Source organism: Nitratireductor aquibiodomus, assembly GCF_900105565.1.
Taxonomy (GTDB): domain Bacteria; phylum Pseudomonadota; class Alphaproteobacteria; order Rhizobiales; family Rhizobiaceae; genus Nitratireductor; species Nitratireductor aquibiodomus.
In genome coordinates this window covers 647,355-672,579 of the sequence record NZ_FNSL01000001.1, presented here as the reverse complement: position 1 = coordinate 672,579, position 25,225 = coordinate 647,355, and the positions used below count along the sequence as shown (strand labels likewise).

19 protein-coding genes and 1 riboswitch are annotated in these 25,225 nt (G+C 60.0%); of the genes, 9 read left to right on the top strand and 10 right to left on the bottom strand.

The annotated features are described in order from the left end of the window. Positions 1-6: 6 nt before the first annotated feature. From gcvH to BLW55_RS03190, 6 genes are all read right to left on the bottom strand, one after another. On the bottom strand, positions 7-375 hold the full coding sequence (gene gcvH, locus BLW55_RS03215) for a glycine cleavage system protein GcvH (protein WP_007008200.1): 369 nt from the start codon (positions 373-375) through the stop codon (positions 7-9). A 7-nt stretch (positions 376-382) separates the two neighbouring features. Then, positions 383-1,486, bottom strand: a complete 1,104-nt coding sequence (gene gcvT, locus BLW55_RS03210) for a glycine cleavage system aminomethyltransferase GcvT (protein ID WP_090329870.1) — start codon at positions 1,484-1,486, stop codon at positions 383-385. A gap of 148 nt (positions 1,487-1,634) precedes the next feature. Beyond that, a riboswitch (glycine riboswitch) is annotated at positions 1,635-1,733 on the bottom strand. Between the two features lie 128 nt (positions 1,734-1,861). After that, positions 1,862-2,245 carry a helix-turn-helix domain-containing protein gene (locus tag BLW55_RS03205; RefSeq protein WP_007008199.1) on the bottom strand — a complete coding sequence of 128 codons (384 nt, stop codon included), beginning with the start codon at positions 2,243-2,245 and terminating at the stop codon, positions 1,862-1,864. Positions 2,246-2,472: 227 nt separating this feature from the next. Beyond that, on the bottom strand, positions 2,473-3,312 hold the full coding sequence (fghA, locus tag BLW55_RS03200) for an S-formylglutathione hydrolase (protein WP_090326645.1): 840 nt from the start codon (positions 3,310-3,312) through the stop codon (positions 2,473-2,475). Between the two features lie 4 nt (positions 3,313-3,316). Continuing rightward, entirely contained in the window at positions 3,317-3,781 is a 465-nt protein-coding gene (locus BLW55_RS03195) for a YaiI/YqxD family protein (RefSeq protein ID WP_177175115.1), read from the bottom strand. A gap of 4 nt (positions 3,782-3,785) precedes the next feature. Next, entirely contained in the window at positions 3,786-4,913 is a 1,128-nt protein-coding gene (locus BLW55_RS03190; RefSeq protein ID WP_090326639.1) for an S-(hydroxymethyl)glutathione dehydrogenase/class III alcohol dehydrogenase, read from the bottom strand. Positions 4,914-5,121: 208 nt separating this feature from the next. Here BLW55_RS03190 and BLW55_RS03185 point away from each other — a divergent pair, with 208 nt between their 5' ends. From BLW55_RS03185 to BLW55_RS03165, 5 genes are all read left to right on the top strand, one after another. Then, positions 5,122-7,134, top strand: coding sequence for an acetyl-CoA carboxylase biotin carboxylase subunit (locus tag BLW55_RS03185; RefSeq protein ID WP_090326637.1), 2,013 nt, complete (start codon positions 5,122-5,124; stop codon positions 7,132-7,134). A gap of 13 nt (positions 7,135-7,147) precedes the next feature. Continuing rightward, a complete protein-coding gene (locus BLW55_RS03180; RefSeq protein WP_090326634.1) occupies positions 7,148-7,840 on the top strand; it encodes an HAD hydrolase-like protein in 693 nt (230 codons plus the stop codon). Between the two features lie 92 nt (positions 7,841-7,932). Then, positions 7,933-11,454: a DNA polymerase III subunit alpha gene (gene dnaE / locus BLW55_RS03175; protein ID WP_090326631.1), complete on the top strand. Its 3,522-nt coding sequence runs from the start codon at positions 7,933-7,935 to the stop codon at positions 11,452-11,454. Between the two features lie 111 nt (positions 11,455-11,565). Beyond that, on the top strand, positions 11,566-12,657 hold the full coding sequence (locus BLW55_RS03170; RefSeq protein WP_244508972.1) for a YjgN family protein: 1,092 nt from the start codon (positions 11,566-11,568) through the stop codon (positions 12,655-12,657). Between the two features lie 39 nt (positions 12,658-12,696). Beyond that, entirely contained in the window at positions 12,697-13,737 is a 1,041-nt protein-coding gene (locus tag BLW55_RS03165; RefSeq protein WP_007008191.1) for a M48 family metallopeptidase, read from the top strand. 25 nt (positions 13,738-13,762) lie between these two features. Here the strand turns inward: BLW55_RS03165 and BLW55_RS03160 are convergent, their stop codons facing one another. Continuing rightward, positions 13,763-15,073, bottom strand: coding sequence for a DNA polymerase IV (locus BLW55_RS03160; protein WP_090326625.1), 1,311 nt, complete (start codon positions 15,071-15,073; stop codon positions 13,763-13,765). 83 nt (positions 15,074-15,156) lie between these two features. Here BLW55_RS03160 and BLW55_RS03155 point away from each other — a divergent pair, with 83 nt between their 5' ends. Continuing rightward, positions 15,157-15,732, top strand: a complete 576-nt coding sequence (locus tag BLW55_RS03155) for a GNAT family N-acetyltransferase (RefSeq protein WP_090329869.1) — start codon at positions 15,157-15,159, stop codon at positions 15,730-15,732. 51 nt (positions 15,733-15,783) lie between these two features. Here the strand turns inward: BLW55_RS03155 and BLW55_RS03150 are convergent, their stop codons facing one another. After that, positions 15,784-16,437, bottom strand: coding sequence for a hypothetical protein (locus tag BLW55_RS03150; protein ID WP_090326623.1), 654 nt, complete (start codon positions 16,435-16,437; stop codon positions 15,784-15,786). A gap of 21 nt (positions 16,438-16,458) precedes the next feature. After that, positions 16,459-16,743 carry a DUF3572 domain-containing protein gene (locus tag BLW55_RS03145; RefSeq protein WP_007008187.1) on the bottom strand — a complete coding sequence of 95 codons (285 nt, stop codon included), beginning with the start codon at positions 16,741-16,743 and terminating at the stop codon, positions 16,459-16,461. A 227-nt stretch (positions 16,744-16,970) separates the two neighbouring features. Here BLW55_RS03145 and BLW55_RS03140 point away from each other — a divergent pair, with 227 nt between their 5' ends. Both BLW55_RS03140 and BLW55_RS03135 read left to right on the top strand, forming a co-directional pair. After that, positions 16,971-17,342 (top strand): response regulator, encoded by a 372-nt coding sequence (locus BLW55_RS03140; RefSeq protein WP_007008186.1) that lies wholly within the window; start codon positions 16,971-16,973, stop codon positions 17,340-17,342. 42 nt (positions 17,343-17,384) lie between these two features. Continuing rightward, on the top strand, positions 17,385-18,749 hold the full coding sequence (locus BLW55_RS03135; protein ID WP_025030435.1) for a PleD family two-component system response regulator: 1,365 nt from the start codon (positions 17,385-17,387) through the stop codon (positions 18,747-18,749). A 649-nt stretch (positions 18,750-19,398) separates the two neighbouring features. On the opposite strand, the gene rpmG is transcribed toward BLW55_RS03135, so the two are convergent. After that, entirely contained in the window at positions 19,399-19,566 is a 168-nt protein-coding gene (gene rpmG, locus BLW55_RS03130; protein ID WP_007008183.1) for a 50S ribosomal protein L33, read from the bottom strand. Between the two features lie 351 nt (positions 19,567-19,917). Here rpmG and BLW55_RS03125 point away from each other — a divergent pair, with 351 nt between their 5' ends. After that, positions 19,918-24,816, top strand: a complete 4,899-nt coding sequence (locus BLW55_RS03125) for a DUF11 domain-containing protein (RefSeq protein WP_090326619.1) — start codon at positions 19,918-19,920, stop codon at positions 24,814-24,816. The last annotated feature ends 409 nt before the right edge of the window (positions 24,817-25,225 follow it).

Here is a 25,225-nt window from a genome sequence, read left to right as displayed (position 1 = left end):
GTTTCCTCAGGCAATCGACGCCTTGTAGGCGGCTTCGTCCATCAGGCCTTCGAGCTGGCTTTCGTCGGCAAGCTTCATCTTCCAGAGCCAGCCATCGCCGGTGGGAGCGGAGTTGATGAGGGCGGGCTCGCTGGTCAGGGCGTCGTTCACTTCCGCGACCTCGCCATCGGCGGGCGCATAGACATCGGATGCGGCCTTGACGGATTCGACCACGACGGCGGTGTCACCTTTCGAGAGCGTGGCGCCGGCTTCCGGCAGCTCGACAAAGACCAGATCGCCAAGCTGTTCCTGCGCATAGTCGGTGATGCCGACGGTTGCGACGCCGTTCTCGACTTTGATCCACTCGTGATCTTCTGTGAAATAGGTCTGGCTCATCTGGCTGTTATCCTTTTTTGTAGCGCTGCGGCGTGAAGGGAAGGGAGTGGACGTCAAGTGCGATGCGGTTGCCGCGCACTTCAGTAAAAAGACGGGTTCCGGGCTCGGAGAGCGTTTTTGTGACATATCCCATGGCGACCGGATGACCCGCCGAGGGACCAAAGCCACCGGAGGTGACGCGGCCGATCTTCTCGCCTGCCTCATTGATGAGCGGCGCACCGGCGCGCACGGGCTGGCGTCCTTCCGGCTTCAGGCCGACGCGTTTTTCCTTTGCGCCATCTGCGATGATCTTCTGCAGAGCCTGCGCGCCAACGAATTTGCCTTCTTCGCGCAGCGCCTTCGGAACCGCCCACAGGATCGCGGCGCTTGCCGGGTCGGTGTTCTCGTCCAGGTCCTGGCCGTGCAGGCAAAGACCCGCTTCTAGGCGCAGGCTGTCGCGGGCCGCAAGACCGACCCATTGAACGCGTTCATCGTCTAGCAGCGTTCGGGCGAAGCGCTCGGCTTCATCGAGGGGCAGGGCGATCTCGAAGCCGTCTTCACCGGTATAGCCCGAGCGGGCAGCAAACCAGCCCTCGCGCGGCTCCATACCGGTCATGAAGGTGAGATCGCTCAGATCGAGGCCGGCAGCGATCATGACGGCTTCTGCGTGGGGCCCCTGCAGCGCCAGAAGAACGCGTTCGAGCCGCGTGAACGAAACGTCGAAGTCTCCAGCGATGGCGCGGAAATGGGCTTCGTCACTGTCGGCATTGCCAGCGTTTGCAACCACCATGAAGCGATTTTCGCCAAGGCGGGTGACGATCAGATCGTCGATGATGCCGGCGTTCTCGTTGAGAAGGACGGTGTATTTTGACTGACCTTCTCTCAGGGCTGCTGCATCGAGCGGGCAGGCGCGCGACAGGAAATCGGCGGCACCGGTGCCTTCGACCTCGAAAAGCTGCATGTGGGAGATGTCGAACAGGCCGGCACTTTCGCGCGTGTGCAGGTGTTCTTTCATGACGCCGGCAGGGTAGGTCAGAGGCATGCGCCAGCCGGCGAATGCGCCGAAACGCGCGCCGGCATCTTCGTGCAGCGCTTCCAGCGGCAAATGTTTTTGGGGTTTCGTGTCGCTCATCATTCCTCCAGAATCGCACGCATGCCGCAGTCAGCGACATGTTCGTGCCCCTCTGTCGGAAGCCTGAGAGACTCGCGCAGCCGGAACCCTGTCGACCACGCTTACACCTTCGGCGCGGGGATCGCTCCCCGACTTTCCAGAGTGTCTTGACCCGTCTACGGTTCTTTTGCCTGAGAGATTTCGGGCGATTTCCCCTTCGGCGTCCGCCCCGGTTCTATCCGGTTTGGATCTCTCCCGCAGACAGGCAGGGCTTCTGCCCTCGACGGCTGGAAACTAGCGCAGACGGATGTGTTTGTCACCTGCCATAACGCGGGCCGTGGCCCTGGCATGATGGTTTCTGTGCACAATACACCGGAGGTTCGCATCTGCTGTTTATCAGCCTGCACCCGCTGCGCGGGCAAGATCGGCCTCGATCTGGGTGACGAGCCGGTTCGTCTCGTCCTGAAGTTTGCGGATACGCTTGAGATTGGCCGAGACGGCATTGACGAGCTCGGAGCGGCTTTCGTCCGCCGGTGAGACGCCCACGCCATGGAGAAGCCATGAGAGGCTTACATTCAGGACGCCTGCTAACATGGCCAGGCGATTGGCGCGGGGCTGCGAGCGGTCGCTTTCCCAGGCCTGTATCGTGGCGGCCTTCACGCCAAGGCGGCGGGCGAGTTCGGAGACCGAGAGGCCAACGGCGTCGCGTGCTCTGGAAAGACGGCCGCCCATCGTGTCGCGGTCGGGTGAATCTGTATAGATGTGTGCGGTGTCCTGCACCGGTCGGCACCTCCGTTTTTTCTGTCGAGCATCTTTGGCTGGATGACCCGTCTGATGGCGGGATTTCTCGGTCGAGCATGCCGGAAGTGACGCGCCGGCACAACCTTGTGCCGGCGTATCGATTGGGGTGCAGCTGAAAAGCGTTTTTATGGCAGCGTGTTAGACGAAGAATGTAAGAAGATGATTCATCGGCTTCACGTATTGATTCAGGATCGCCGGGTTTCAGGTCAGCCGGCCGCGAGGCGCTTTGCGTGCCAGGCGAGGTGGTCATCCATGAATGTCGAGATGAAGAAATAGGAGTGGTCATAGCCCTCACGCATGTTGAGCGTGATTGGAATGCCAACCTTCTCGCAGGCCTTCTCGAACAGCCATGGGCGCAGACCTTCATCCAGAAAGCTGTCCGCCGTACCCTGATCAATCAGGAATTCGGGAAAGCGTGCGCCATCGGCAACGAGCGCGCAGGCGTCGTGTCCGCGCCATGCGGCTTCGTCCGTTCCCAGATATTTCTCCAGCGCCGGTTTCGACCAGCCCGCCGTCGAGGGCTCGACGATGGGGGCGAAGGCGGAGCAGCTCCTGAAACGGTCGGGATTTTTAAGCGCGATGGTCAGCGCGCCATGGCCACCCATGGAATGCCCGAATATGCCCTGGCGATCCATGTCCGCCGGGAAGTTTTCGGCGATCAGTGCCGGCAGTTCCTCGGTGATGTAGGAATACATGCGGTAGTTTTTGGCGAAGGGCTCCTGCGTGGCGTCCACATAGAAGCCTGCGCCCTTGCCGAACTGCCAGTTGCCCGCCTCGTCAGGCACGTCATCGCCGCGCGGGCTCGTGTCCGGGCAGACCACGATCATGCCAAGCTCGGCGGCCATGCGGCGGTATTCGCCCTTGTCCATGACATTGGCGTGCGTGCAGGTGAGGCCTGACAGATACCACAGGAGCGGACATGGGCCGCTGGCTGCCTGCGGCGGCACGAACACGGCGAAGGTCATGTCGCACTGGCAGGTCTTGGAAGTGTGGCTGTAAACGCCCTGGACGCCGCCATGAGAGCGGGCGGTGGAGACGGTTTTCATGAGGTCAGTCCCTGTTTTCTTTCAAAGCGCGGCGCACGGTGCGGTCGAGCACCTGCAGGAAGTCGGAGCGGTCGCGGGCGGTGAAGCCGGGATTGTACCCCTTGATTTCGCCGGATTCGCGCAGATCCTGCTTGAGGTTGCGCATGGCAACGGCCATGCCGATGGCTTCAGGCGTAAACTGGCGGCCGGTGGGGCCGAGCACATGCACCTCCCGCTCCACCAGGCGCGCGGCCAGCGGCACATCCGCCGTGATGGCGATGTCGCCGGCCACGGCATTCTCCACGATCCAGTCGTCGGCGGCGTCGGCGGTGCCGGGCACCACCACATGCCGAACCATGGGATCGCGTGAAGGGCGCAGCCCGCCATTGGAGACATAGACGATGACAAGCCCGTGCCGCTCGGCGACACGGGCTGCTTCCGGTTTCACCGGACAGGCGTCGGCATCCACATAGATGGTGGTCAAGGTGATGGCCTCAGTAGACCACCACGGAGCGGATGGATTCACCCGCATGCATGAGGTCGAAGCCCTTGTTGATCTCGTCCAGCGACAGGGTGTGCGTGATCATCGGGTCGATGTCGATCTTGCCTTCCATGTACCAGTCGACGATCTTGGGCACATCCGTGCGGCCGCGTGCGCCGCCAAAGGCAGTGCCTTTCCAGGTGCGTCCGGTGACCAGCTGGAAGGGACGGGTGGAGATTTCCTGACCCGCACCGGCCACGCCGATGATGATGGACTCGCCCCAGCCGCGATGCGCGCTTTCCAGCGCCTGACGCATGACATGGACATTGCCCGTGCAGTCGAACGTGTAGTCCGCGCCGCCTATCTGGTCCGCGCCGCGCTTGGTCAGGTTGACGAGATAGGGAACGATGTCCTCGCCGACTTCTTTCGGATTGACGAAATGCGTCATGCCGAATTTCTCGCCCCATTCCTTCTTGTCGTTGTTCAGGTCCACGCCGATGATCATGTCGGCGCCGGCAAGCCGGAGGCCCTGGATCACGTTGAGGCCTATGCCGCCGAGGCCGAAGACGATCGCCGTCGAGCCGATCTCGACCTTGGCGGTGTTGATGACCGCGCCGACGCCTGTGGTCACGCCGCAGCCGATGTAGCAGATCTTGTCGAAGGGCGCGTCCGGATTGACCTTGGCAACTGCGATTTCCGGCAGCACGGTGAAGTTTGCGAAGGTCGAGCAGCCCATGTAGTGGTGCAGTTTCTCGCCGTTCAGCGAGAAACGGCTCGTGCCGTCCGGCATCAGGCCCTGGCCCTGGGTGGAGCGGATGGCGGTGCACAGATTGGTCTTCTGCGACAGGCAGGACGGGCACGCGCGGCACTCGGGCGTGTAAAGCGGGATCACGTGATCGCCTTTCCTGAGGCTTGTCACGCCGGGGCCGACATCGACCACGACGCCAGCGCCTTCATGGCCAAGAACCGCCGGGAAAATGCCTTCGGGGTCCGCGCCGGAGAGGGTGAACTCATCCGTATGGCAGATGCCGGTCGCCTTCACCTCGATCAGCACTTCGCCTTCGCGTGGACCTTCGAGGTCGACCTCCATGATTTCAAGTGGTTTTCCTGCCTGAACGGCAACAGCGGCGCGGGTTTTCATGGACAATTCTCCTGCAAGTCCGGAATCTACGACGAAAGTCTCGGGCGAAAGTTTCAGGAATTGTTATGTCCCGCAAGCCCGAACCGGCCATAGGATGACGCAATCTGACAAACCCGCTTCGCACGCGACAATTGTGTGAAATGCTTGAGCGGGAGCATGCAAAGCCATAAAACGGAAACAACGTCGCTCGTGGGGGGAAACACCGTTCATGTTCAAGAAGATCCTCGTCGCCAATCGCGGTGAAATCGCCTGCCGGGTCATGAAGACAGCGAGGAGGATGGGCATCGCCACCGTTGCGGTCTATTCCGACGCGGATGCGGATGCCGTGCATGTGGAGATGGCGGACGAGGCGGTGCATATCGGCCCGGCTGCCGCCAGTCAGAGCTATCTTCTCGGCGACCGGATCATCGCTGCCTGCAAACAGACAGGCGCGGAGGCCGTGCACCCGGGCTACGGTTTTCTGTCCGAGAATGCTGCTTTCTGTGAGAAGCTCGAAGCAGAGGGCATTGTCTTCATCGGTCCAAAGCCGAAGGCCATTCAGGCCATGGGCGACAAGATCACCTCCAAGAAAATCGCCGCAGAGGCCGGTGTTTCCACGGTCCCCGGTTTCATGGGGCTGATCGAAGATGCCGAACATGCGGTGAAGATTGCCGGTGAGATCGGCTATCCGGTGATGATCAAGGCGTCCGCAGGCGGTGGCGGCAAGGGGATGCGCATCGCCTGGAACGATGAGGAAGCGCGCGAAGGTTTTGCGCGGTCCAGATCGGAGGCGGCGTCATCCTTTGGCGATGACCGGATTTTTATCGAAAAGTTCGTGGAAGAACCGCGGCACATTGAAATCCAGGTGTTGGCCGATGCACAGGGCAACTGCCTCTACCTCGGCGAGCGCGAGTGCTCCATACAGCGCCGCAACCAGAAAGTCGTGGAGGAGGCGCCGTCGCCCTTCCTGGACGCCGAGACGCGCGCGGCCATGGGGGCGCAGTCGGTGGCGCTGGCAAAAGCCGTTGATTATCAGAGCGCTGGCACGGTCGAGTTTATCGTCGACAAGAACCGCAGTTTCTATTTTCTGGAAATGAACACGCGCCTTCAGGTGGAGCATCCGGTGACCGAGCTTGTCACCGGCATCGACCTGGTGGAGCAGATGCTGCGGGTGGCGGCAGGCGAGGCGTTGTCCTTCGATCAGGAGGACATCAAGCTCAATGGCTGGGCCGTTGAAAGCCGCATCTATGCAGAAGACCCGGTGCGTAATTTTCTGCCCTCCATCGGCAGGCTGACCCGCTACCGACCGCCGGAGGAGGGGCGTTTTGGCGATGCCGTGCTGCGCAACGACACGGGGGTAACGGAGGGGTCGGAAATTTCCATGTTCTACGATCCCATGATCGCCAAGCTCTGCACCTGGGCGCCCGAGCGGCTGGACGCGATCAACGCGATGAGCGAGGCACTGGACCGTTTCGTGATCGACGGGATCGAGCACAACGTTCCGTTCCTCGCGGCTCTGATGAGCCATCCGCGCTGGCGCGAGGGGCGTCTGTCGACCGGTTTCATCGCGGAGGAGTTTCCCGACGGGTTTGCACCGCCATCGCCGATGGCAGCCGAGCGCACGGTGCTGGCTGCTGTGGCGCTGGCCGTCGAGCTTCTGCGGCGTGATCGTCTTGACCGGCTGACTGGCCGTCTTGCACCGCATTCGGGCGAACTGAAGCGCGACTGGGTGGTGCGGCTGGACGATGACTATCTGTCCGTCAGCCTTGTCGAGGGCATGATCTCGATCCCGCTGGAAATGGACATACGCATTGGCGATGCCGACCCGGTGACCGTGCGCTCGTCCTGGCGTCCGGGTGAGCCTGTCTGGGAGGGCGAGGTTAATGGCCGCACGGTTGCGGTTCAGGTTCGGCACATCCTGAATGGTGTGAGGCTTGCATGGCAGGGCGTCTCTGCCGATGCTCGCGTTATGCTGCCGCGTATCGCCGAGCTTGACCGGTTGATGCCCGTGCGCGAAGCGCCTGATACGTCGAAGATGCTGCTTTGCCCGATGCCCGGGCTGGTCGTGTCCATCGCCGTTGCCGAGGGGCAGGAAGTCAAGGCGGGTGAAACCCTCGCCGTTGTCGAAGCGATGAAAATGGAGAATGTCCTGCGCGCCGAGCGCGACGGGATGGTGGCAAAGATCAATGCCGCGCCTGGCGACAGCCTCGCCGTGGATGCGGTCATCATGGAATTCGAATAGGAGCCTTCCCAAAATGGCGGAGAACGAAAAGCGGGCAGCGGTGCTGTTCGACCTCGACGGCACGCTGACGAACCCGTTCGCCGGCATTTCCAACGGAATCCGCCACGCGATGGAAAAGATGGGGCACAGGGCGCCCGACGATGATGCCATCCGCTCCCATATAGGGCCACCATTGCAGGTGACCTTTGCCGCCTTTCTCGAGACGGACGACGAGGCACGCATCTGGGAGGCTGTGGGGCACTACCGCGAGCGTTATCAACGGGTTGGGAAATTCGAGAACGAGATCATACCAGGCATCAAGGACGTGCTCGCTCATTGCGTGGAGTCGGGGTATTTCCTGTCGCTTGCGACATCTAAGCTGGAGTCTTACAGCCGGGACATTCTCGCTCATTTCGGCCTTTCGGAATATTTCGATGCGGTCCATGGCTCAGCACCCGATGGTACCAATGCCGACAAGGCTGACCTGATCCGGCATATTCTGGCAAGCGAGCCGATTGAGGCTGCCAATGCCGTGATGATCGGTGACCGACTGCACGATGTTGCCGGCGCCAGGGCGAACGGGGTGCCCGCAATCGGTGTGTTGTGGGGCTTTGGTGACAGGGCTGAACTGGAAGAGGCGGGCGCGTCGGCCGTCGTCGAGCGGCCTTCAGACCTTGCCTTCGTCATGGAGGGCGTTCTCGCCGTTGAGCCGATCTTACCTTCATAAAGCCGTGTGCTGCCGCCTGCGGGCCTTTACCCGTTCAACTCGATGCGGAACAATAAGGCGTTGAGTCTTCAGAAACCGAGCGGCAGCAGTTCATGGCGAGCGACAGGCGTTTGCGCGATCCGATCTTCGCGGCAGCGGAGCGTGAGAAAAACAGGCCCGAGCGCCCCTTCATCCATCTGAGGGTGCACTCGGCCTATTCGCTGCTCGAAGGTGCGTTGCCGCTTGGCAAGATCATCGGCCATGCGCTGAAGGACGAAGCGCCGGCTATCGCCATCACCGACACCAACAATCTGTTCGGCGCGCTTGAGTTCTCGCAGAAAGCTTCCAAGGAAGGGCTGCAGCCGATCGTCGGCTGTCAGCTTGATTGTGCGTTTGAGGATGCGCTGGCGGAAAGCCGTCGCGGCAACAGCCGAAAAGGCGGCTCCCAGTATGAGCCGCTGGTTCTGATTGCGGCGACCGGGGAAGGTTATGCCAATCTCGTCCGGCTGGTCAGCCGGGCCTATCTGGAAAACGAGCCGGGTGCGGCCACCCACATCACCACCGAATGGCTGACCGAGCTTTCCGGAGGCATTATCTGCCTGAGCGGTGGTCCGCGTGGCCCGATTGGGGCTGCGCTGAAGGCCGACCGCCCGGAGGTGGCCGAGCAGCGTCTTCTGTTCCTGAAAGAGTGTTTTGGCAACCGGCTCTATGTGGAGCTGGAGCGTTTTGAAGGCTATGACCGGGCCCTGGAGGCGGCCGCTGTCGAGCTTGCCTACAAGCATGAATTGCCGCTGGTTGCCACCAATGAGGCGTTTTTCCCCGCCCGTGACGACTTTGAGGCTCATGACGCGCTGATCGCCATCGCCGAAGGCGCGGTCATCGCCATGGATGATCGTCGGCAACTCACGCCGGACAATTATCTGAAGAGCCAGGCCGAAATGGCACGGCTCTTTTCCGACCTGCCCGAGGCCATCGACAACACCATCGAGATCGCCCGGCGCTGCTCCTATTTTACGCAGACGCATCCGCCGATCCTGCCGCGCTTTACGGGGGCCGACGCCGCCGACGCCGAGGCCGCTCTTCAAGCCGAAGCCGATGAATTGCGGCGGCAGGCTCATGAGGGGCTGGAACGCCGGATCGAAACGCAGGGGCTGGCGGAAGGTTACACGCGCGAGACCTATGTCGAACGGCTCGATTACGAGCTCGGCATTATCGAACGCATGAAGTTTCCGGGCTACTTCCTGATCGTTTCGGACTTCATCAAATGGGCCAAGGCGCAGGACATTCCCGTGGGACCGGGACGTGGTTCGGGTGCCGGCTCGCTGGTGGCCTATGCGCTGACGATTACGGATGTGGATCCGCTGCGGTTCTCGCTGCTGTTCGAGCGGTTTCTTAATCCCGACCGCGTGTCGATGCCCGACTTCGATATCGATTTTTGTCAGGACCGCCGCGAAGAGGTGATCCGCTACGTGCAGGAGAAGTACGGCCGCGATCAGGTGGGGCAGATCATCACCTTCGGTACGCTGCAGGCCCGCGCCGTGCTGCGCGATGTCGGTCGCGTGCTGCAGATGCCCTACGGACAGGTGGACAGGCTCTGCAAGATGGTGCCGTCCAACCCGGCCAATCCGACGCCGCTGCCCAAGGCCATCGAGGACGAGCCGCGTTTTGCCGAGGAGGTGGAGAAGGAGCCGATTGTCGGTACGCTTCTCGACTATGCCCAGAAGCTGGAAGGCCTCTACCGCCACGCCTCCACCCACGCTGCCGGCATCGTGATCGGCGACCGGCCGCTCTCCGAACTGGTGCCGATGTATCGAGACCCGCGGTCCGACATGCCAGTCACCCAGTTCAACATGAAATGGGTCGAGCAGGCGGGACTGGTCAAGTTCGACTTTCTTGGCCTGAAAACGCTGACGGTTCTGGAAACGGCGGTGAAGCTCATTCGCCGGCGCGGGATCGAGATCGACCTGTCGCGCATTCCGCTGGATGATCCGGACACCTATGCCATGCTCTCGCGCGGTGAGACGGTCGGCGTGTTCCAGGTGGAATCGGCGGGCATGCGCAAGGCGCTGATCGGCATGAAGCCGGACCGGATCGAGGACATCATCGCGCTTGTGGCGCTTTACCGTCCAGGTCCGATGGAGAACATCCCGACCTACAACGCGCGCAAGCATGGTGAAGAAGAGATCGCGTCGATCCATCCCAAGATCGACCACCTGGTAAAGGAGACGCAGGGCGTCATCGTCTACCAGGAGCAGGTGATGCAGATCGCGCAGGAGCTCGCCGGCTACACGCTCGGACAGGCCGATCTTCTGCGTCGTGCGATGGGCAAGAAGATCCGCGCCGAAATGGAAAAGCAGCGGGGCATCTTCGTGAAGGGGGCGACCGAGCGCGGCGTTTCCAAACAGCAGGCCGATTTCATTTTCGACCTTCTGGCCAAGTTCGCCGACTACGGCTTCAACAAGTCGCATGCGGCCGCCTATGCCATCGTCTCTTATCAGACGGCCTATCTGAAGGCGCATTACCCGGTCGAGTTCCTGGCCGCGTCCATGACATACGACATGGCCAATACGGACAAGCTCAACGACTTCCGGCGCGACGCCATGCGGCTCGGTATCGAGGTGGTTTCGCCTTCGGTTCTGACATCGCATCGCCCGTTCGAAGTGGGCGAGAACAGGATCTATTATGCCCTGGCCGCGATCAAGGGCGTTGGCGACGCTGCGGTCGAGCACATTGTCGAAAAACGCAACGAGAAGCAGTTCGAGAGTCTTGAGGATTTCTGCGCCCGCATTGACCCGAAGATTGTTGGAAAGCGCGTCTTCGAAAGTCTCATCCAGGCCGGTGCTTTCGACTGTTTCGGACACGATCGCGCGGCTCTCTTTGGCGGCATCGACCGATTGATGGGCATGGCAGCACGCGCTGCGGAAGATGCTGCCATGGGGCAGGGCGACATTTTCGGGATGTCGGGTGGCGGCGAGCCACAGACAATACACCTGCCGACGGTCGAGCCATGGCCGGCTGCCGACAAGCTCCACCGCGAGTTCCAGGTTGTCGGCTGTTATCTCTCGGCGCATCCGCTGGATGAATATGCAGAGATTCTGGAAAAGATGCGGGTGCAGAACTGGGGGGATTTCCAGGCTGCCGTGAAGCGTGGTGCCAGTGCCGGCCGCCTTGCCGGCACCGTTACGTCTAAACAGGAACGGCGCACGCGCACCGGCAACAAGATGGGCATCATCCAGCTTTCCGATGCTACGGGACAGTATGAGGCGGTGTTGTTCTCCGAGGCACTGGCGCAGTACCGCGACCTTCTGGAAGCAGGCTCCTCAGTGGTGATCATGGTGGGCGCAGAGAACAGGCCGGAAGGCGTCAATCTTCGCATCCAGGCCGTGCAGTCCCTGGAGGAAGAGGCCTGCCGCATGCAGAAGGCGTTGCGCATCTATCTGCGCGACCCGAAGCCGCTGGCCGCAATCTCATCGCAACTGACACAGCGCGGTGACGCCCAGGTCAGCCTCGTCGTCATCAAGGAAGGCGGGCAGGGCGAGATCGAGGTTGGTCTGCCCAACCGATACCGCATTTCGCCACAGATCGCTGCCGCCATGCGGGCGGTCCCCGGGGTCGTCGAGGTCGAACTCGTTTAGGGTCAGGACCTCGGCTGGCGGGCGAAATGTTCTGCAACTTCTGATCGTTGTTTTGTGCGGCATTTGTGATTAGAAGGCCCGATTGTTTGATTCATATTCGAGGATTTTGTTGTGACTTCTTTGAAAACGGCGGCCGCGAGCCGTGAAGCGCCTGTTCACCTCGGGTTTTCCTTCACCGGACGGGCGCTGGAGTATTTCGGTATCTGGATTGTCAACCTTTTGCTGTCGATTATTACGCTTGGAATCTACACCGCATGGGCGAAGGTGCGGCGTCTGCGCTATTTTTACGGAAACACCTGGCTCGACGGCCACAATTTCGAGTATCACGCCCGTCCGGTCAAAATCCTGATCGGGCGCATTATCGTCGTGGCGCTTCTGGTCGCCTATAATCTCCTGGTCAGCATTTCCCCGATTTTCGGCCTCCTGATCATTCTTTATCTGCTGGCTTTTCCCTGGCTCCTCAACAAGTCCATGGCGTTCAACGCGCGGATGACCAGCTATCGCAATGTGCGGCTCAATTTCCGTGGGTCCTATTGGGGCGCGTTTCTGGCATTCGTGATCATGCCGATCGTGGCGCTCCTGACGGCGGGCCTGCTCTTCCCTCTCGCTTCCAAGCTGTCCAACGACTATATCGGCCGTCATCTTGGATATGGTTCGGCCCGGTTTGAAACACGGGCGCCACTCAAGGCTCTCTATGGCAATTTGGGTGCGACGATCCTGTTCGTCATCATGGTCACCCTGGTGTGTGCCGGGATCGGTTTTCTCGTCGGTTCATCGCTTGTCACCGCTGGAAACATGATGCAGGGCGGTGGTGACGAACTCCTGGATGTGCTGACCTTCGGGCCGGTCACCGGGGCACTCATCGGCGGGTATATCGCGCTCGCGCTTGCCTATCTTTTCTATGCCGCAGGTGTGCGCAATATCGCTTATAATCACACCGTTCTGGACGGTCAGCATCAACTGACTTCCAGTGTGAACCGTATGCGTTATGTGTGGATTCTGGTTTCAAACCTGTTTGCCACGATCCTGTCCCTCGGGCTTCTGCGGCCCTGGGCCGCGATCCGCACGTGGCGCTATCTGGTGAGCAGCACGGGTCTTCTGGCCGCGGGACCGCTCGATGATTTCGTCGACGAAGCCGCACCTGAAGGCAATGTGGGCGCGGCAGAGTTTTTCGATATCGAAGGTATCGATTTCGGGCTTTAGCCCGGTGCGCCATGCGGTGGCGCGGGGAACGGTTGGATCATGATTGACGGACGCTATTTTCCGCCAGGGTCATCACGCGCTGTCGCGGCCAGCCTTGCCGGCGGGCCGGGGCGGCTCGCGCTGAAACGGGAAGACGAGCCGCAGGCGCAGGCGGTGGTTCTGATGTCGGTCTCCGATCCCCTGGCCGGCGTTCCACGCAAGCTCACATTTGCCGATGGCGGCGTTTTTGAAGCGCCGCTTGAAGCCGATGTGGATGGTTTCCTGAACATGGGCGGGAGCTTCTTTGCGCGTCTGACAAGGCTCGAGGCCAATCTCGGTCTGGTGGCTGCAGCGGCTGTTGTCACCATCGGCCTCGTATTTGCGATTTACCGGTTCGGTATTCCGCTTCTGGCATCCGGTGCTGCGGCGATCACGCCACCGCCCATCGTGGCCGCGATGGATCGCGGGACGCTGGAAACGGTGGACCGGGTGGTCTTCTCTCCATCGGAACTGGACGAGGGCCGAAAGCAAGAACTGCAGGCCATGTTCGATGAACTGGCAGGTTTTGCGGACGATGCGGGGCCGGCGCTGAAACTGCAGCTGCGCCGGGGCGGTGCCATCGGTGCGAACGCGCTGGCGCTGCCTGGCGGAACGATCGTCGTTACCGACGAGCTTGTCGCGCTTGCGGCATCTGACGACGAGATCGCCGGCGTGATTGCGCATGAGATTGGCCATGTACGCGAACGACACTCGCTGCAGCAAATCTATCGGGTTTTGGGAATCGGCTTCATGGTCGGCCTGATTGGCGGTGACGCGAGCCAGTTGGTAGACGATGTGGTGACACAGGCGAGTGCGCTGCAGACACTCGTCTATTCTCGCGAGTTTGAGACCCATGCCGATCTTTACAGCGTTGCACTCATGGCCCGGGCGGGGCGCGATCCACTCGCGTTCGTGGATCTGCTTGACCGGATCGTGAGGGCGGCCGGTGGCTCAGATGAAACCGGCTGGCTGGCGACACATCCAGGCACCAGGGACCGGCGTGAGGCCGTCCGCAAGCGCGTTAAGGAACTTGGTGAGGCAGGGGAAACGGCCAGAAACTGACTGTGCCCGTGCCGCGCCGTCCATCTCAGTCGTCACCGTCTCGCTGTGGCTGTCCAGCCTTTCCGTGACCGAACGTGTAGCCGGTTTCCACTGCCTGTTTGCCGAATTTTTCGCGCAGGCTGTCCATGGCGCCTTCGGCAAGTGCACGCTTGTGGGAAAGACGGTCGACCAGATCGGGCGGGTCGGCCTTGGCCGCATCCGTCAGGTCACTCACACCGATGCCCAGAAGGCGAAAGCGTGTGCCATCGATTTCGCGCTTCAGCAGGTCGAGGCCGGTGTGGAAGATGCGGTCGGCCAATCGCGTCGGATCGCCCAGCTGCCGGTTGCGCGTACGGATGCGGAAATCGGTGGTTTTGAGCTTCAGGACGATCGTGCGTCCGGCGATGTCGGCCTTCTTGAGGCGGGCGGATACGCGTTCGGAGAGCGCGCGCAGCACCGGCACCAGGTCTTCGGCGCGGGACAGATCGACATTGAAAGTGGTTTCGGAGGAGACGCTTTTTGCCTCGCTGCGCGGTTTCACACTGCGCTCGTCCATCCCGCGCGAGAGGTGGTAAAGGCGGTCTCCCATCGTGCCATAGCGGCGCATCAGATCGTTGCGTTCCATGGTCTGTAGCTGGCCGATCGTGTGCAGCCCGTCTCTGGCGAGCGTAGCGGTAAAGGCTTTGCCCACGCCCCAGATCAGGGTGACGGGCTGCCGGGAAAGAAAGGAGAATGCTTCCGATTTGCCAATGACTGAAAAGCCTCTCGGCTTGTCGAGATCAGAGGCGACCTTGGCCAGGAATTTGCAGTAGGAAAGACCAACCGAGACTGTAATGCCGACCTCTTCTTCCACTTGGCGCGCAAAGCGGGCGAGCACCATGGCGGGAGGCGCGCCGTGCAGTTTTTCCGTGCCGGAAAGATCGAGAAAGGCTTCGTCGATGGACAGCGGCTCGACCATGGGGGTGAGCGCTTCCATCATCGAGCGGACCTGTCGTCCCACTCGGACGTATTTTTCCATATCCGGCTTGATCACCACTGCTTCAGGGCAGGCTTCCAGTGCCTTGAACATAGGCATGGCCGAGCGCACCCCGTTGATGCGGGCGATATAGCACGCGGTCGAAACCACCCCCCTTTTTCCACCGCCAATGATGACGGGCCTGTCGCGCAGCTCCGGATTGTCACGCTTCTCGACGGCGGCGTAGAAGGCGTCGCAATCGATATGTGCCAGGAACAGATTCTCCAGTTCCGCATGTGCAAGCATGCGTGGGCTGCCGCACGACCGGCAACGCCTGGACGCAGTCTGCGCCGGGGTCAGGCAGTCACGGCAAAGGCCGTGCGGGAGGGCGTTGACAGGCATGGTATATCATGTGAACATAAAGTGAACATGCATCTTACTGGAAATGGCATCGGGGCACAAGCTGCGGTGTGGAGGAGGCTGAGGTGAGCTATCAAGTCGCGCCTCTGACGTCGGAGTTGTGGCCGGCGTTCGAGGATCTGTTTGGCAGGCAGGGGGCCTGCTATGGATGCTGGTGCACGCATTTTCGCCTGCCGCCGGCCGTGCGGCGCGAGAACAACCGCGAGCGTAACAAAGACCACATAAAGGCGCGGATCGAGGCTGGTCCTCCTCCTGGACTTCTTCTGGTTGAGGGTGGTCGCGCCGATGGCTGGATGCAGATCGGCCCGCGCGGCGACGTTCCTGAGTGGAACAACAGGGGGCGTGTTTCGGCGCCCGTGGAGGATGGCGATGACCGGGATCCGACGGTCTGGGCAATCTCCTGCTTTTTCCTGCGTCCCTCGGCGCGCCGTAAAGGGCTGTCGCACCACCTGGTGGCCGCCGGGATCGACCACGCCCGGGTTGAGGGAGCCCGTTTTCTGGAAGCCTGTCCGATAACCCACTCCAGGGATACGCGCTCTGTTGGCCTCTTTGTCGGATCGACGCGGGTTTTTGAGAAGGCGGGATTTGAGACGGTTCTGGAGCGCAAGGCAGGGCGCCCGCTGATGCGGCTGAGGCTTTGACACCGCGTGCCATGCGGTGCCGCGGTTACACCAGGACGGACACGCGGCGATTTAGAGCTTTAGCGAGCGGGCGATTTTTTCGCCGGCCTCTTTCCAGTGCTCTACCACCGTTATCCCCTGCGGGATCGGAGGCATGAGCGCGCGGACGGAATTGTCGGCCATGAGGTGAAAAAGATGCGCGTCCACGACCGTGTCGCGTACGGAGACTAGGTTGTAATACATGTCATCGACGAAGGCGACGGGGCGCGGATGGTCGCCACGCAGGCGCTTGATCGCGGGGCCCTTGGCGCGTTCCGTGGTCAACAGCGGATAGCGCATTTCAAGCTGGTCGAGCAGGGCGCGGCGTGTCTGCCGATAGCGGTGCGGCATGGCGGTAAGAAGCACCACCTGGCTCGCCCTGGACAGGCGTGCAATGGTCTCCGAAGCGTCTTCGGCGAGCTTCTGCCAGTCGTGCTGGACCTCGAAGAACGCATCGACAAGCTGAGCGACCGTTTCATTGTCCACACGCTGACCGGATGAAAGGTCGGCTACGTTTCCGTTCAGGCCAAAGCTCTCCAGCTTCAGTTCAAAGCCACGGGTGCGCAGGTATTCCGGAAACGGCCTGATGAATTCCAGGATCACATCGTCCACATCGAGCACAAGCAGGGGCTGGTTGCTGAGTGAAAGCTCATCAATCTGCCGGGCGGTTTCCGGGTCAATCGTCATATGTCGCTGTCCAAAGTCGTGTCAGGGCTGAATGTCGTAGGACGTGTTGCCGTGGGGCAGGGCGGAGGGTGCCTGCGCCACAATCCGGGGAGCAATGCCGTTTTCCTCGGAAAAGCGCAACAGGGTCGGTTCATGTGCAAGGATGAATTGCAGAACACCGGTCAGAAATCCTGGTTCAGCAGCGGCGGCGCGGATCTGGTTTGCCTCGATACCGGTGAGGGAGAGAAACCGCGGCAGGAGCTGGTCATCTGCGGCTATGAATGCCAGGGCGGAAACGGCTATGGCTTCGGCTTCCTCTCGTTGCATGGTCCTTCTCTCCAATCGATGTCAGGAATGGTCTGCGGCATTTTCCGTGAGACGAATTGCGCGCAAATCCAGGGCCGCTATGCTGTAAAGCTACGATTCGCGGGCGCCCATTACCGATTCATAAATCAAATCGTGCAAGGGTGGCGTCTGAAATTTCGCTGTCTGGCGTGCTCCCGGCAGGGCCGGGTCAAATGCGAAGGCAGCGGGATTGAGTGGGACGGGGTGTGATGTCGAAGAAAGTCATGATCGTCGAAGACAACGAGCTCAACATGAAGCTCTTTCGCGATCTCATCGAGGCGAGCGGTTACGATACGGTGCGCACCCGTGATGGGTTGCATGCGCTGGAGCTCGCGCGTGAGCACCGCCCCGACCTGATCCTGATGGACATTCAGTTGCCGGAGGTTTCCGGACTTGAGGTCACGAAATGGCTCAAGCAGGACGATGACCTGCACACCATTCCTGTCATCGCGGTAACGGCCTTTGCCATGAAAGGCGATGAGGAGCGCATCCGCCAGGGCGGCTGCGAAGCCTATATCTCCAAGCCGATTTCCGTGCCGAGTTTCATCGAAACGATCAAATCCTATCTGGGGGATGCCTGATGCTGCGGACGGCTTCCCGAAGCCCTTCGTGAGGAGCCGGTCATGACCGCGCGCATTCTGGTTGTCGACGACGTCCCGTCCAATGTGAAGCTTCTCGAAAGCCGGTTGCTGGCGGAGTATTTCGAGGTTGTCTGTGCGCATAGCGGTGCGGAAGCCCTGAAAATCTGTGCCGGCGGCAAGGTGGATGTCGTTCTGCTGGACGTCATGATGCCCGGGATGGATGGCTTCGAGGTTTGCCGCAGGCTCAAGTCAAATGCCGCCACACAGCATATTCCCGTTGTGATGGTGACAACGCTGGGCGAAACATCCGACCGCGTGCGGGGGCTGGAAGCGGGTGCCGATGACTTTCTGTCCAAACCCGTCGATGACCTTCAATTGGTGACACGGGTAAAAAGCCTCGTGCGGCTGAAAATGCTGACAGATGAACTGCGGCTGCGGACGGAGACAGCGGAGAACGCCGGTTTCGAGCCGGGACTGGAGGAGGATCGGCGCGATTTACCCGCCATCCTGCTGATTGACGAGGCTCCCCATTCGTCCGCTGCGATGGCGGCCATGCTGCGGGGGCATTTTTCTCTTGATGTGGAAGACGATCCGCAGGCCGGTCTCTTTCGCGCCGCCGAAGGTGGTTATGAATGCGTTCTCGTGACCTCCAGCTACGCGACCTATGATCCGCTGCGGCTCTGCGCCCAGTTGCGCGCGCTGGACCGCACCCGGTTTCTGCCGGTGATGCTGGTGGTCGACCAGGACGAGGGGGCGATGGTCGCGCGGGCGCTGGAACTCGGGGTGAATGATTACATCGTTCGTCCGGTTGACCAGCAGGAGCTTCAGGCTCGCCTGCGCACGCAACTGCGCCGCAAGCGCTACAATGACCGCCTGCGTTCGAGTGTCAGCCAGAGTTTTCGGATGGCCGTGACAGACCCTCTGACGGGGCTTCACAACCGCCGCTATCTCGACGCGCATCTGCCGAAGCTTCTGGCGCGGGCCGTTGCGCGTAGGCGCCCCCTGTCGGTGATGATGGCCGACATAGATCTCTTCAAGGCGATCAACGATCGCTGGGGGCACCCGAGCGGCGATGATGTGCTGCGCGAATTCGCCGACCGCTTGCGTCAGAACATCCGGGGCATCGATCTGATCTGCCGTTTCGGGGGGGAAGAGTTCGTTGTTGTAATGCCGGATACCGAGCGCGACATGGCCGAAATGGTGGCAGAGCGTCTGCGGGTTGCCATAGCGAGCGAGCCCTTCACGGTCGATGGCGGCAAGAACGCGATCGCCGTTACAACCAGCGTCGGTGTGGTCGGTTGTGCGGGGGGCAATGGCGACCCCGCAGATCTTCTGAAGCACGCCGATGCCGCGCTCTACGATGCGAAAAGCAAAGGGCGCAATCGCGTGGTGGCCTCTGCGGCCTGAGGCCGGGTGATGCCCATATCGTGAATGCGCGCGGCAGACAGGCGCCGTGCCCCGTGTGCCTGGATCACACCACTGCCAGCGCACGGGTAGTCGTGCAGCACGAAAGAGTGATAACCCACTCCACCAATTAGGGGCTGACGAAACGCAAGGCGCACGCCATATTTAACCCTAACGTCAGGGAGTTGACGGGAATGGTTAAGTAAGTGTTGATTTTCTGACCGCCCTGCGCAAATCTCTCGACCGACAGGGGCGGGCTTCAGGGCATGGCGTTTATCGCCGGGCTGCCGCCTCGAGATACCCCATGATGCTCAGGTCCGCCGCATCTCCTGGGTCCGTGGGGTTGGCCGGCCGGCGCTGGTTTATAGTGGCCTCCTCGTACCGCTGCCAGTTTGCCGACCGGCCCCCGATTTCTTCCCGTCGAACAGGCATTTTCAACCTGCATGGCTGGCCGATCGTTCCGGACGGCCTTCAAAGCTTATGGGTTCGGAGCATCTTGCAGACAGGTGGATACACCTGGCGTCCGCATAGATGTGGAGAAGTAGACAGATGGAGCGCAATGGCGTTTCCGTGAAACGGCAAGCTGCCTCAGGAACACAAACAAAAACGCCGCCCGAGGGCGGCGTTCCGATAAGGCACGGCGAAACCGTATCTATTTGATCTTGGTTTCCTTGAACTCCACATGCTTCTTGGCAATGGGGTCGTATTTCCGCTTGGTCATCTTGTCGGTCATCGTGCGGCTGTTCTTCTTCGTGACGTAGAAGAAGCCCGTGTCCGCCGTCGACTGGAGCTTGATCTTGATGGTCGTGGCCTTCGCCATGTCTGTCGTCCGTTTCTGGTGGTTTATCGGTCGCGCGAAAGCAGAATCTCTCCACCAGCGCTTAAAGAGTCTGGCGGACACATAAAGGGAACTCGCGGAAAGTCAAGCCGGGGTGTGCGAGAGATGGACGCTCGTGCGACGCAACCGGCCTGTCTTCCCACCTCCGTCACAAATGCCAAAAGCCGAAGAGGCTGAAACCTTGGTCGCTGATCTCAAAGGTTCGTCCGCTACAGGGTTTGATGAGAGATTGGTTCTGGAATGTTCGGTGTTCCGCGCTGATTGCTGCGGGAATATTATTTTTGTATAAATTCATTAAGAAATAGTTTTTCCCAAAATTATGGGAAATATAATATGAAAATATTTATTAAGCCATCAAGATTTAAATTTATAAGCAGTCTTTCCTTGATCTGCTGCAAGGCCTTTGCCTTTTTGGCTGTCCTTTTTGGAATGCTGGGCGGTGATGCGCCTGCTCAAACTCTGCCTGATTTTGGAACGTGCGATTCCCGCATGTGGCTGTCACAGGGAAGTCGGACCAGTCTCAACGCAATCAATACCTCAACGAATCCGTTCACTTTTGTGAATCAAGGAAGTGTGACCTTCCCATATAATGGCACTGCCTTTAATCCCGTGGATAATTATGGATATGCGGTGAATAATGGATCTCCAATTCTTTACAGGATTGGATCTAATGCGGCGACTGAAAATCTTGGAACAATATCTGGTGTGCCATCTACTTTAAGAGTTAATACTGGTGAGATATCTGATGATGGATCATATTATGTGTATGGCAGAACACATGATAGATATATATATAAAGTAGATATTCCTACCAAGACAGCGACAAGAATTACTTTAAGTAGAAGTGTTTTTCTCTCAGATATGGCGTGGTCGAATGGACTTCTTTATTCCAAGGAAGGGAACTCGCGCCAACTCATATCCATCAATCCTGTGACAGGAGCGGTTACCAATGTGGGTGATACCGGGCTCTCCGCAAGCAGCGTCTTTGGGGCAATGTTCGGTGCACCCAATGCCGTGTATGGCTCGGGGAATGCTGGAGAGGGCTTCTATGAATTTGATCTGACCTCAGGCCGGGCAACACGCATTTCGAGTTCCCCGGGTTCGTCAGTCAATGATGGTATGAAGTGCGCAACCACGAAGCTCAGTTTCCCCGCGGACATCTCAATTTCAAAGACGGATGGCCAGGAGGCTTATACGCCGGGCGAAGACGTGACCTATCAGATACTGGTGACGAATAACGGTCCATTTGGCGCGACCGATATCGGAGTGGATGATCCTCTGCCGGCTGGAATCACATCGGCGAGCTGGACGTGTACCGGTTCCGGCGGGGGCACTTGTGATGTTACGAGCGGAACCGGCGAGCTCGACAATGAGACGGTCAGTCTTCCGGTAGGAGGGACGGCAACCTACAACTATACAATGTCCGTACCTTCGGATTTTTCTGGCGACCTGACCAATGTGGCGAGGCTGAGGCTTCCCGACACGATCATAGACAATACTCCGCCTGACAATAACGATAGCGACACTGACCGCGAAGCTTCGGTGTCGATTGTCAAGGAGGCAACGCATGACGACGCCAATGGTAACGGCAAAGCTGATATTGGTGAGGTAATCAACTACGACTTTATAGTTGAGAATACTGGCGACGTCCCGCTGACCAACATTGAGGTGACAGATCCAAAGGCGACGATCTCAGGGAGCCCTATCGCGTCCCTGGCGGCGGGAGGTGTCGATTCGGAGTCTGTGAAGGGGGTCTACGAGATCACCGAAGCAGATCTGGTAGCAGGCAGCGTTGACAACGTCGCCTCGGCAAACGCGAAGGATCCGGATGGTGACGATGTCACCAAACAATCCCGCCCACCAGATGGTGAAGAGGGTGATTCAACGAGCATCGAAACGCCGCTGGAGGGTGACTACGACTTCGTCAAGGAAGCCGAGCATATCGACGCGAACGGCAATGGATTGATCGATGCCGGGGAAGTTATCAGCTACCAGTTTATCGTTGAGAATACCGGCAATGCTCCGCTTACCAATATAGAGGTGACGGATGCACGGGCGGATGTGACAGGCAGCCCACTCGCCGGCCCGCTGGGCCCCGGTGAGAAGGACGACGAGAGCGTTAAGGGGAGCTACGTCGTCACGCAGGCGGATATCGATGCGGGTGATCTCGACAATGTCGCCTCGGCGAACGCAAAGCTGCCCAATGGCGACGATCTGCCCAAGGATTCGCGTCCACCCGATGGGGACGAGGGGGATCCGACCAATCCACCCGGTGGGCTGGACAAGGTGTCCGACTACGACTTCGTTAAAGAAGCGGAGCATGACGACGCCAACGGGAACGGGGTGATCGATGCCGGTGAGGTGATCACCTACAATTTCACGGTGGAGAACACGGGCAACACGACGCTGACCGATGTTGAGGTGACGGATTCGAAAGCGACGATCACGGGCAGCCCGATCTCAATCCTAAGGCCTGCCGAGGTCGACGATGAAACTGTGAAGGGCACGTACACGGTGACCCAGGCTGATGTTGATGCCGGCGGCGTGGACAATGTTGCAGATTCGCGCGGGAAAGATCCCGACGGCGAGGACATTGATCGTCAGTCGCGTCCGCCATCGGGCAATCCCGGCGACCCGACCCCACTACCTATCGAGCCGAATGGCGACTACGACTTCGTCAAGGAAGCCGAGCATATCGACGCGAACGGCAATGGATTGATCGATGCCGGGGAGGTGATCAGCTACCAGTTTATCGTTGAGAACACCGGCAATGTTTCGCTTACCAATATAGAGGTGACGGATGCGCGGGCGGATGTGACAGGCAGCCCACTCGCCGGCCCGCTTGGCCCAGGTGAGACGGACGACGAGAGCGTTAAGGGGAGCTACGTCGTCACGCAGGCTGATATCGATGCGGGCGATCTCGACAATGTCGCCTCGGCGAACGCAAAGCTGCCCAATGGCGACGACCTGCCTAAGGATTCGCGTCCACCCGATGGGGACGAGGGGGATCCGACCAATCCACCCGGTGGGCTGGAAACAGTGTCCGACTACGATTTTGTCAAAGCAGCGGAGCACGACGACGCCAACGGGAACGGGTTTGCCGATGCAGGCGAGGTGATCAACTACACGTTTACGACCGTGAACACGGGAAACACGACACTGACAGACATTGCCGTGACCGATGACAAGGCAGAGATTACCGGTAGTCCCATAGCCTCTCTAGCGCCTGGCATGAGCAATTCCGATGTCAAGGGTACGCATGTCATCACCCAGGACGACATTGATGCAGGCTCATTTTCGAACACGGCAACTGCGGTAGGCAAGGACCCCAAGGGTGAGGATGTAGTCAAAGAGGCGCGTCCTCCAGATGGTGAGCCGGGTGACTCGACGGTCATTCCATTTGCCACAAACCCGGCGGTGGAGCTCGAACTGGTGAGCGAGTGGACGGACACGAATGGAAACGGGTTTCCGGATCCCGGTGAGCCGGTGGTGTATTCATTTCTGGTCCGGAACACTGGCAATGTGACACTGGAGAATCTTTCGATTGCTTCGCTTGATCTGGAGACGGAGGGTGGAGGGGTACCCGCGAAATCCATACCTGTTCCGAACGGTACGATTGCTAGTCTGCCACCGTCCGGTGAGCATGATTCCCTGCCCAGCGTTTCCTATCCTTTGACGCAGGCCGATATTGACGCTGGCGGTGTTGTTGCAAAGACGAGCGTTAATGGACAGGCACGCGATGGCACCCCGGTGACGGACGCGTCTGACGATCCGGTTGAGACTGCTGACATCGATACTGAAGATGATGGTGAGCCGGATGATCCCACGCCCACCCCTCTGCCGCAAGTTGCTGCTCTAGGGCTGGAGAAGACCGGAGTGTTTCAGGTTGAGGGCCGGCTTGCGGAGCCCGGCGACACCATTGTCTACACGCTGACCGCGATCAATGAGGGCAATGTAACCGCGTCCAATGTCACGCCTGCCGACCCAGGGCCGTGGTTCGGCGGGCTGCCTGGTAGCGGATCGCTATCATCATTCTCTCCGCCCACTGCCGACCTTGGAGCGACTGAAAGCGCAACGTTCACCGCGACATACACCGTGACGCAGGCTGATATCGATGCAGCACAAGGGCTAGAGGACGGTATCAAGAACTCGGCAACGGTTTCTGGTTCCGGTCCGGAAGGGCAGCCGGTGCTTTCCCCCGTGGCGGAGGCTGCAGTGGACCTGCCTGGCTATGCGATAAGCAAAATGACGCCGCTGGCGGAGGTTCGTCGGGGTGGCCGCGTACCCTATACGATCAATGTGAAGATGCTCGGTTCCGTTGGCGAAAGCGCGGTCAACATTATCGATATGACGCCCTCCGGCCTGACTTTCGTGCGGGGAACCGCCATGCTCGACGGCAGTGCGGTCGAACCCAAAGTGGATGGGCGGAAGCTGACATTCGAGAATGTTACGCTGCCGACCGACGAGGCGATCGTTATCGAGCTTGATCTCGCAGTAACGGGAGCTGCGAAACCTGGCGAGTATGTAAATCAGGCGTGGGTGGAGACGCCCGATGGCACCATGGTGTCGCGCGTTGCGGCCGCTGTAGTGGAAGTGGTGGTGGAAGCGCTGTTCGATTGCGGCGATATTCTGGGCAAGGTGTTCGACGACAGGAACCGCAACGGGTATCAGGACAAGGGTGAGCCGGGGCTGCCGGGCGTGCGGGTTGCGACGGTGAAAGGGCTTCTGCTCACGGCGGACGACCATGGGCGCTTCCATGTGGCCTGTGCGGATCTTCCCGACCAGAGGATCGGCACGAGCTATATCATGAAACTTGATTCGCGTTCGCTGCCATCGGGGTATCGTCTGACGACGGAGAACCCGCGCGTTGTCCGGTTGACAGCCGGTAAGGCATCGGAATTCCTTTTCGGTGCGTCCATCGGCCGGGTGGTTCGGCTTGATCTCACCGATGCGGCTTTCGTTGAGGGTACCCAGGAGCTGTTGCCTGAATGGGAGGAGCGGATCATGAAGATGATCGTGCTTCTCGACCAGGAACCTTCCGTATTGCGCCTGGTCTATTCAGGGTCTGAGGGAAGCAAGCGATCAGCGCAGAAGCGCCTGCGGGAAATCCGCAGGAAGATCGCCGCAGAGTGGCGAAAGACCGGGCGCGGATACCGTCTTGAGATCGAGACGAGACTCGGGACCGAAGCCACGGCGCGTTCCAAGCAGATGAGGGCACTCGAGCGCAGGTAGTTCCCCTCAAAGTTGGCGGCGTGCGCTGTTCGGGCCGTCGCCAACTGTAACGATACCTTTTCGCAACTGACACGTCGCGTTTGTCTGTCCCAGTGCTCGGACAGTCCGTTGCCGCCTTTGCGCGCGATCTCTGAGTCTCCCGTTTCCGCGTCTGGCCGAGGACGGCCCAATCAGAAACCGAACCGTGGACGATGGTATGACGAGGCCTGTCATGTTCAAAAAGCTCCAGACAATCTTGCTTCAACCGCAGAGAGCGGAAAGCATGTTTGAATCCCGCCAACGTTTTCGTGTGCCCATGCTTGGGTTTGCGGCGAACCCGCCGGGGGAGCCGGAAAAATCACCAGAGTGGAGGTGCCAGCACTCGATGCGCCAGAACATTCATACGGCATGTGGCATGGCGCGGGCTGGG

Excerpts from the sequence above, each read along its gene's own strand:
- gcvH (WP_007008200.1), bottom strand. The coding sequence starts at position 375 with ATGAGCCAGACCTATTTCACAGAAGATCACGAGTGGATCAAAGTCGAG.
- gcvT (WP_090329870.1), bottom strand. The coding sequence starts at position 1,486 with ATGAGCGACACGAAACCCCAAAAACATTTGCCGCTGGAAGCGCTGCAC.
- fghA (WP_090326645.1), bottom strand. The coding sequence starts at position 3,312 with ATGAAAACCGTCTCCACCGCCCGCTCTCATGGCGGCGTCCAGGGCGTT.
- BLW55_RS03190 (WP_090326639.1), bottom strand. The coding sequence starts at position 4,913 with ATGAAAACCCGCGCCGCTGTTGCCGTTCAGGCAGGAAAACCACTTGAA.
- BLW55_RS03185 (WP_090326637.1), top strand. The coding sequence starts at position 5,122 with ATGTTCAAGAAGATCCTCGTCGCCAATCGCGGTGAAATCGCCTGCCGG.
- BLW55_RS03180 (WP_090326634.1), top strand. The coding sequence starts at position 7,148 with ATGGCGGAGAACGAAAAGCGGGCAGCGGTGCTGTTCGACCTCGACGGC.
- dnaE (WP_090326631.1), top strand. The coding sequence starts at position 7,933 with ATGGCGAGCGACAGGCGTTTGCGCGATCCGATCTTCGCGGCAGCGGAG.
- BLW55_RS03165 (WP_007008191.1), top strand. The coding sequence starts at position 12,697 with ATGATTGACGGACGCTATTTTCCGCCAGGGTCATCACGCGCTGTCGCG.
- BLW55_RS03160 (WP_090326625.1), bottom strand. The coding sequence starts at position 15,073 with ATGCCTGTCAACGCCCTCCCGCACGGCCTTTGCCGTGACTGCCTGACC.
- BLW55_RS03150 (WP_090326623.1), bottom strand. The coding sequence starts at position 16,437 with ATGACGATTGACCCGGAAACCGCCCGGCAGATTGATGAGCTTTCACTC.
- BLW55_RS03145 (WP_007008187.1), bottom strand. The coding sequence starts at position 16,743 with ATGCAACGAGAGGAAGCCGAAGCCATAGCCGTTTCCGCCCTGGCATTC.
- BLW55_RS03140 (WP_007008186.1), top strand. The coding sequence starts at position 16,971 with ATGTCGAAGAAAGTCATGATCGTCGAAGACAACGAGCTCAACATGAAG.
- BLW55_RS03135 (WP_025030435.1), top strand. The coding sequence starts at position 17,385 with ATGACCGCGCGCATTCTGGTTGTCGACGACGTCCCGTCCAATGTGAAG.
- rpmG (WP_007008183.1), bottom strand. The coding sequence starts at position 19,566 with ATGGCGAAGGCCACGACCATCAAGATCAAGCTCCAGTCGACGGCGGAC.
- BLW55_RS03125 (WP_090326619.1), top strand. The coding sequence starts at position 19,918 with ATGAAAATATTTATTAAGCCATCAAGATTTAAATTTATAAGCAGTCTT.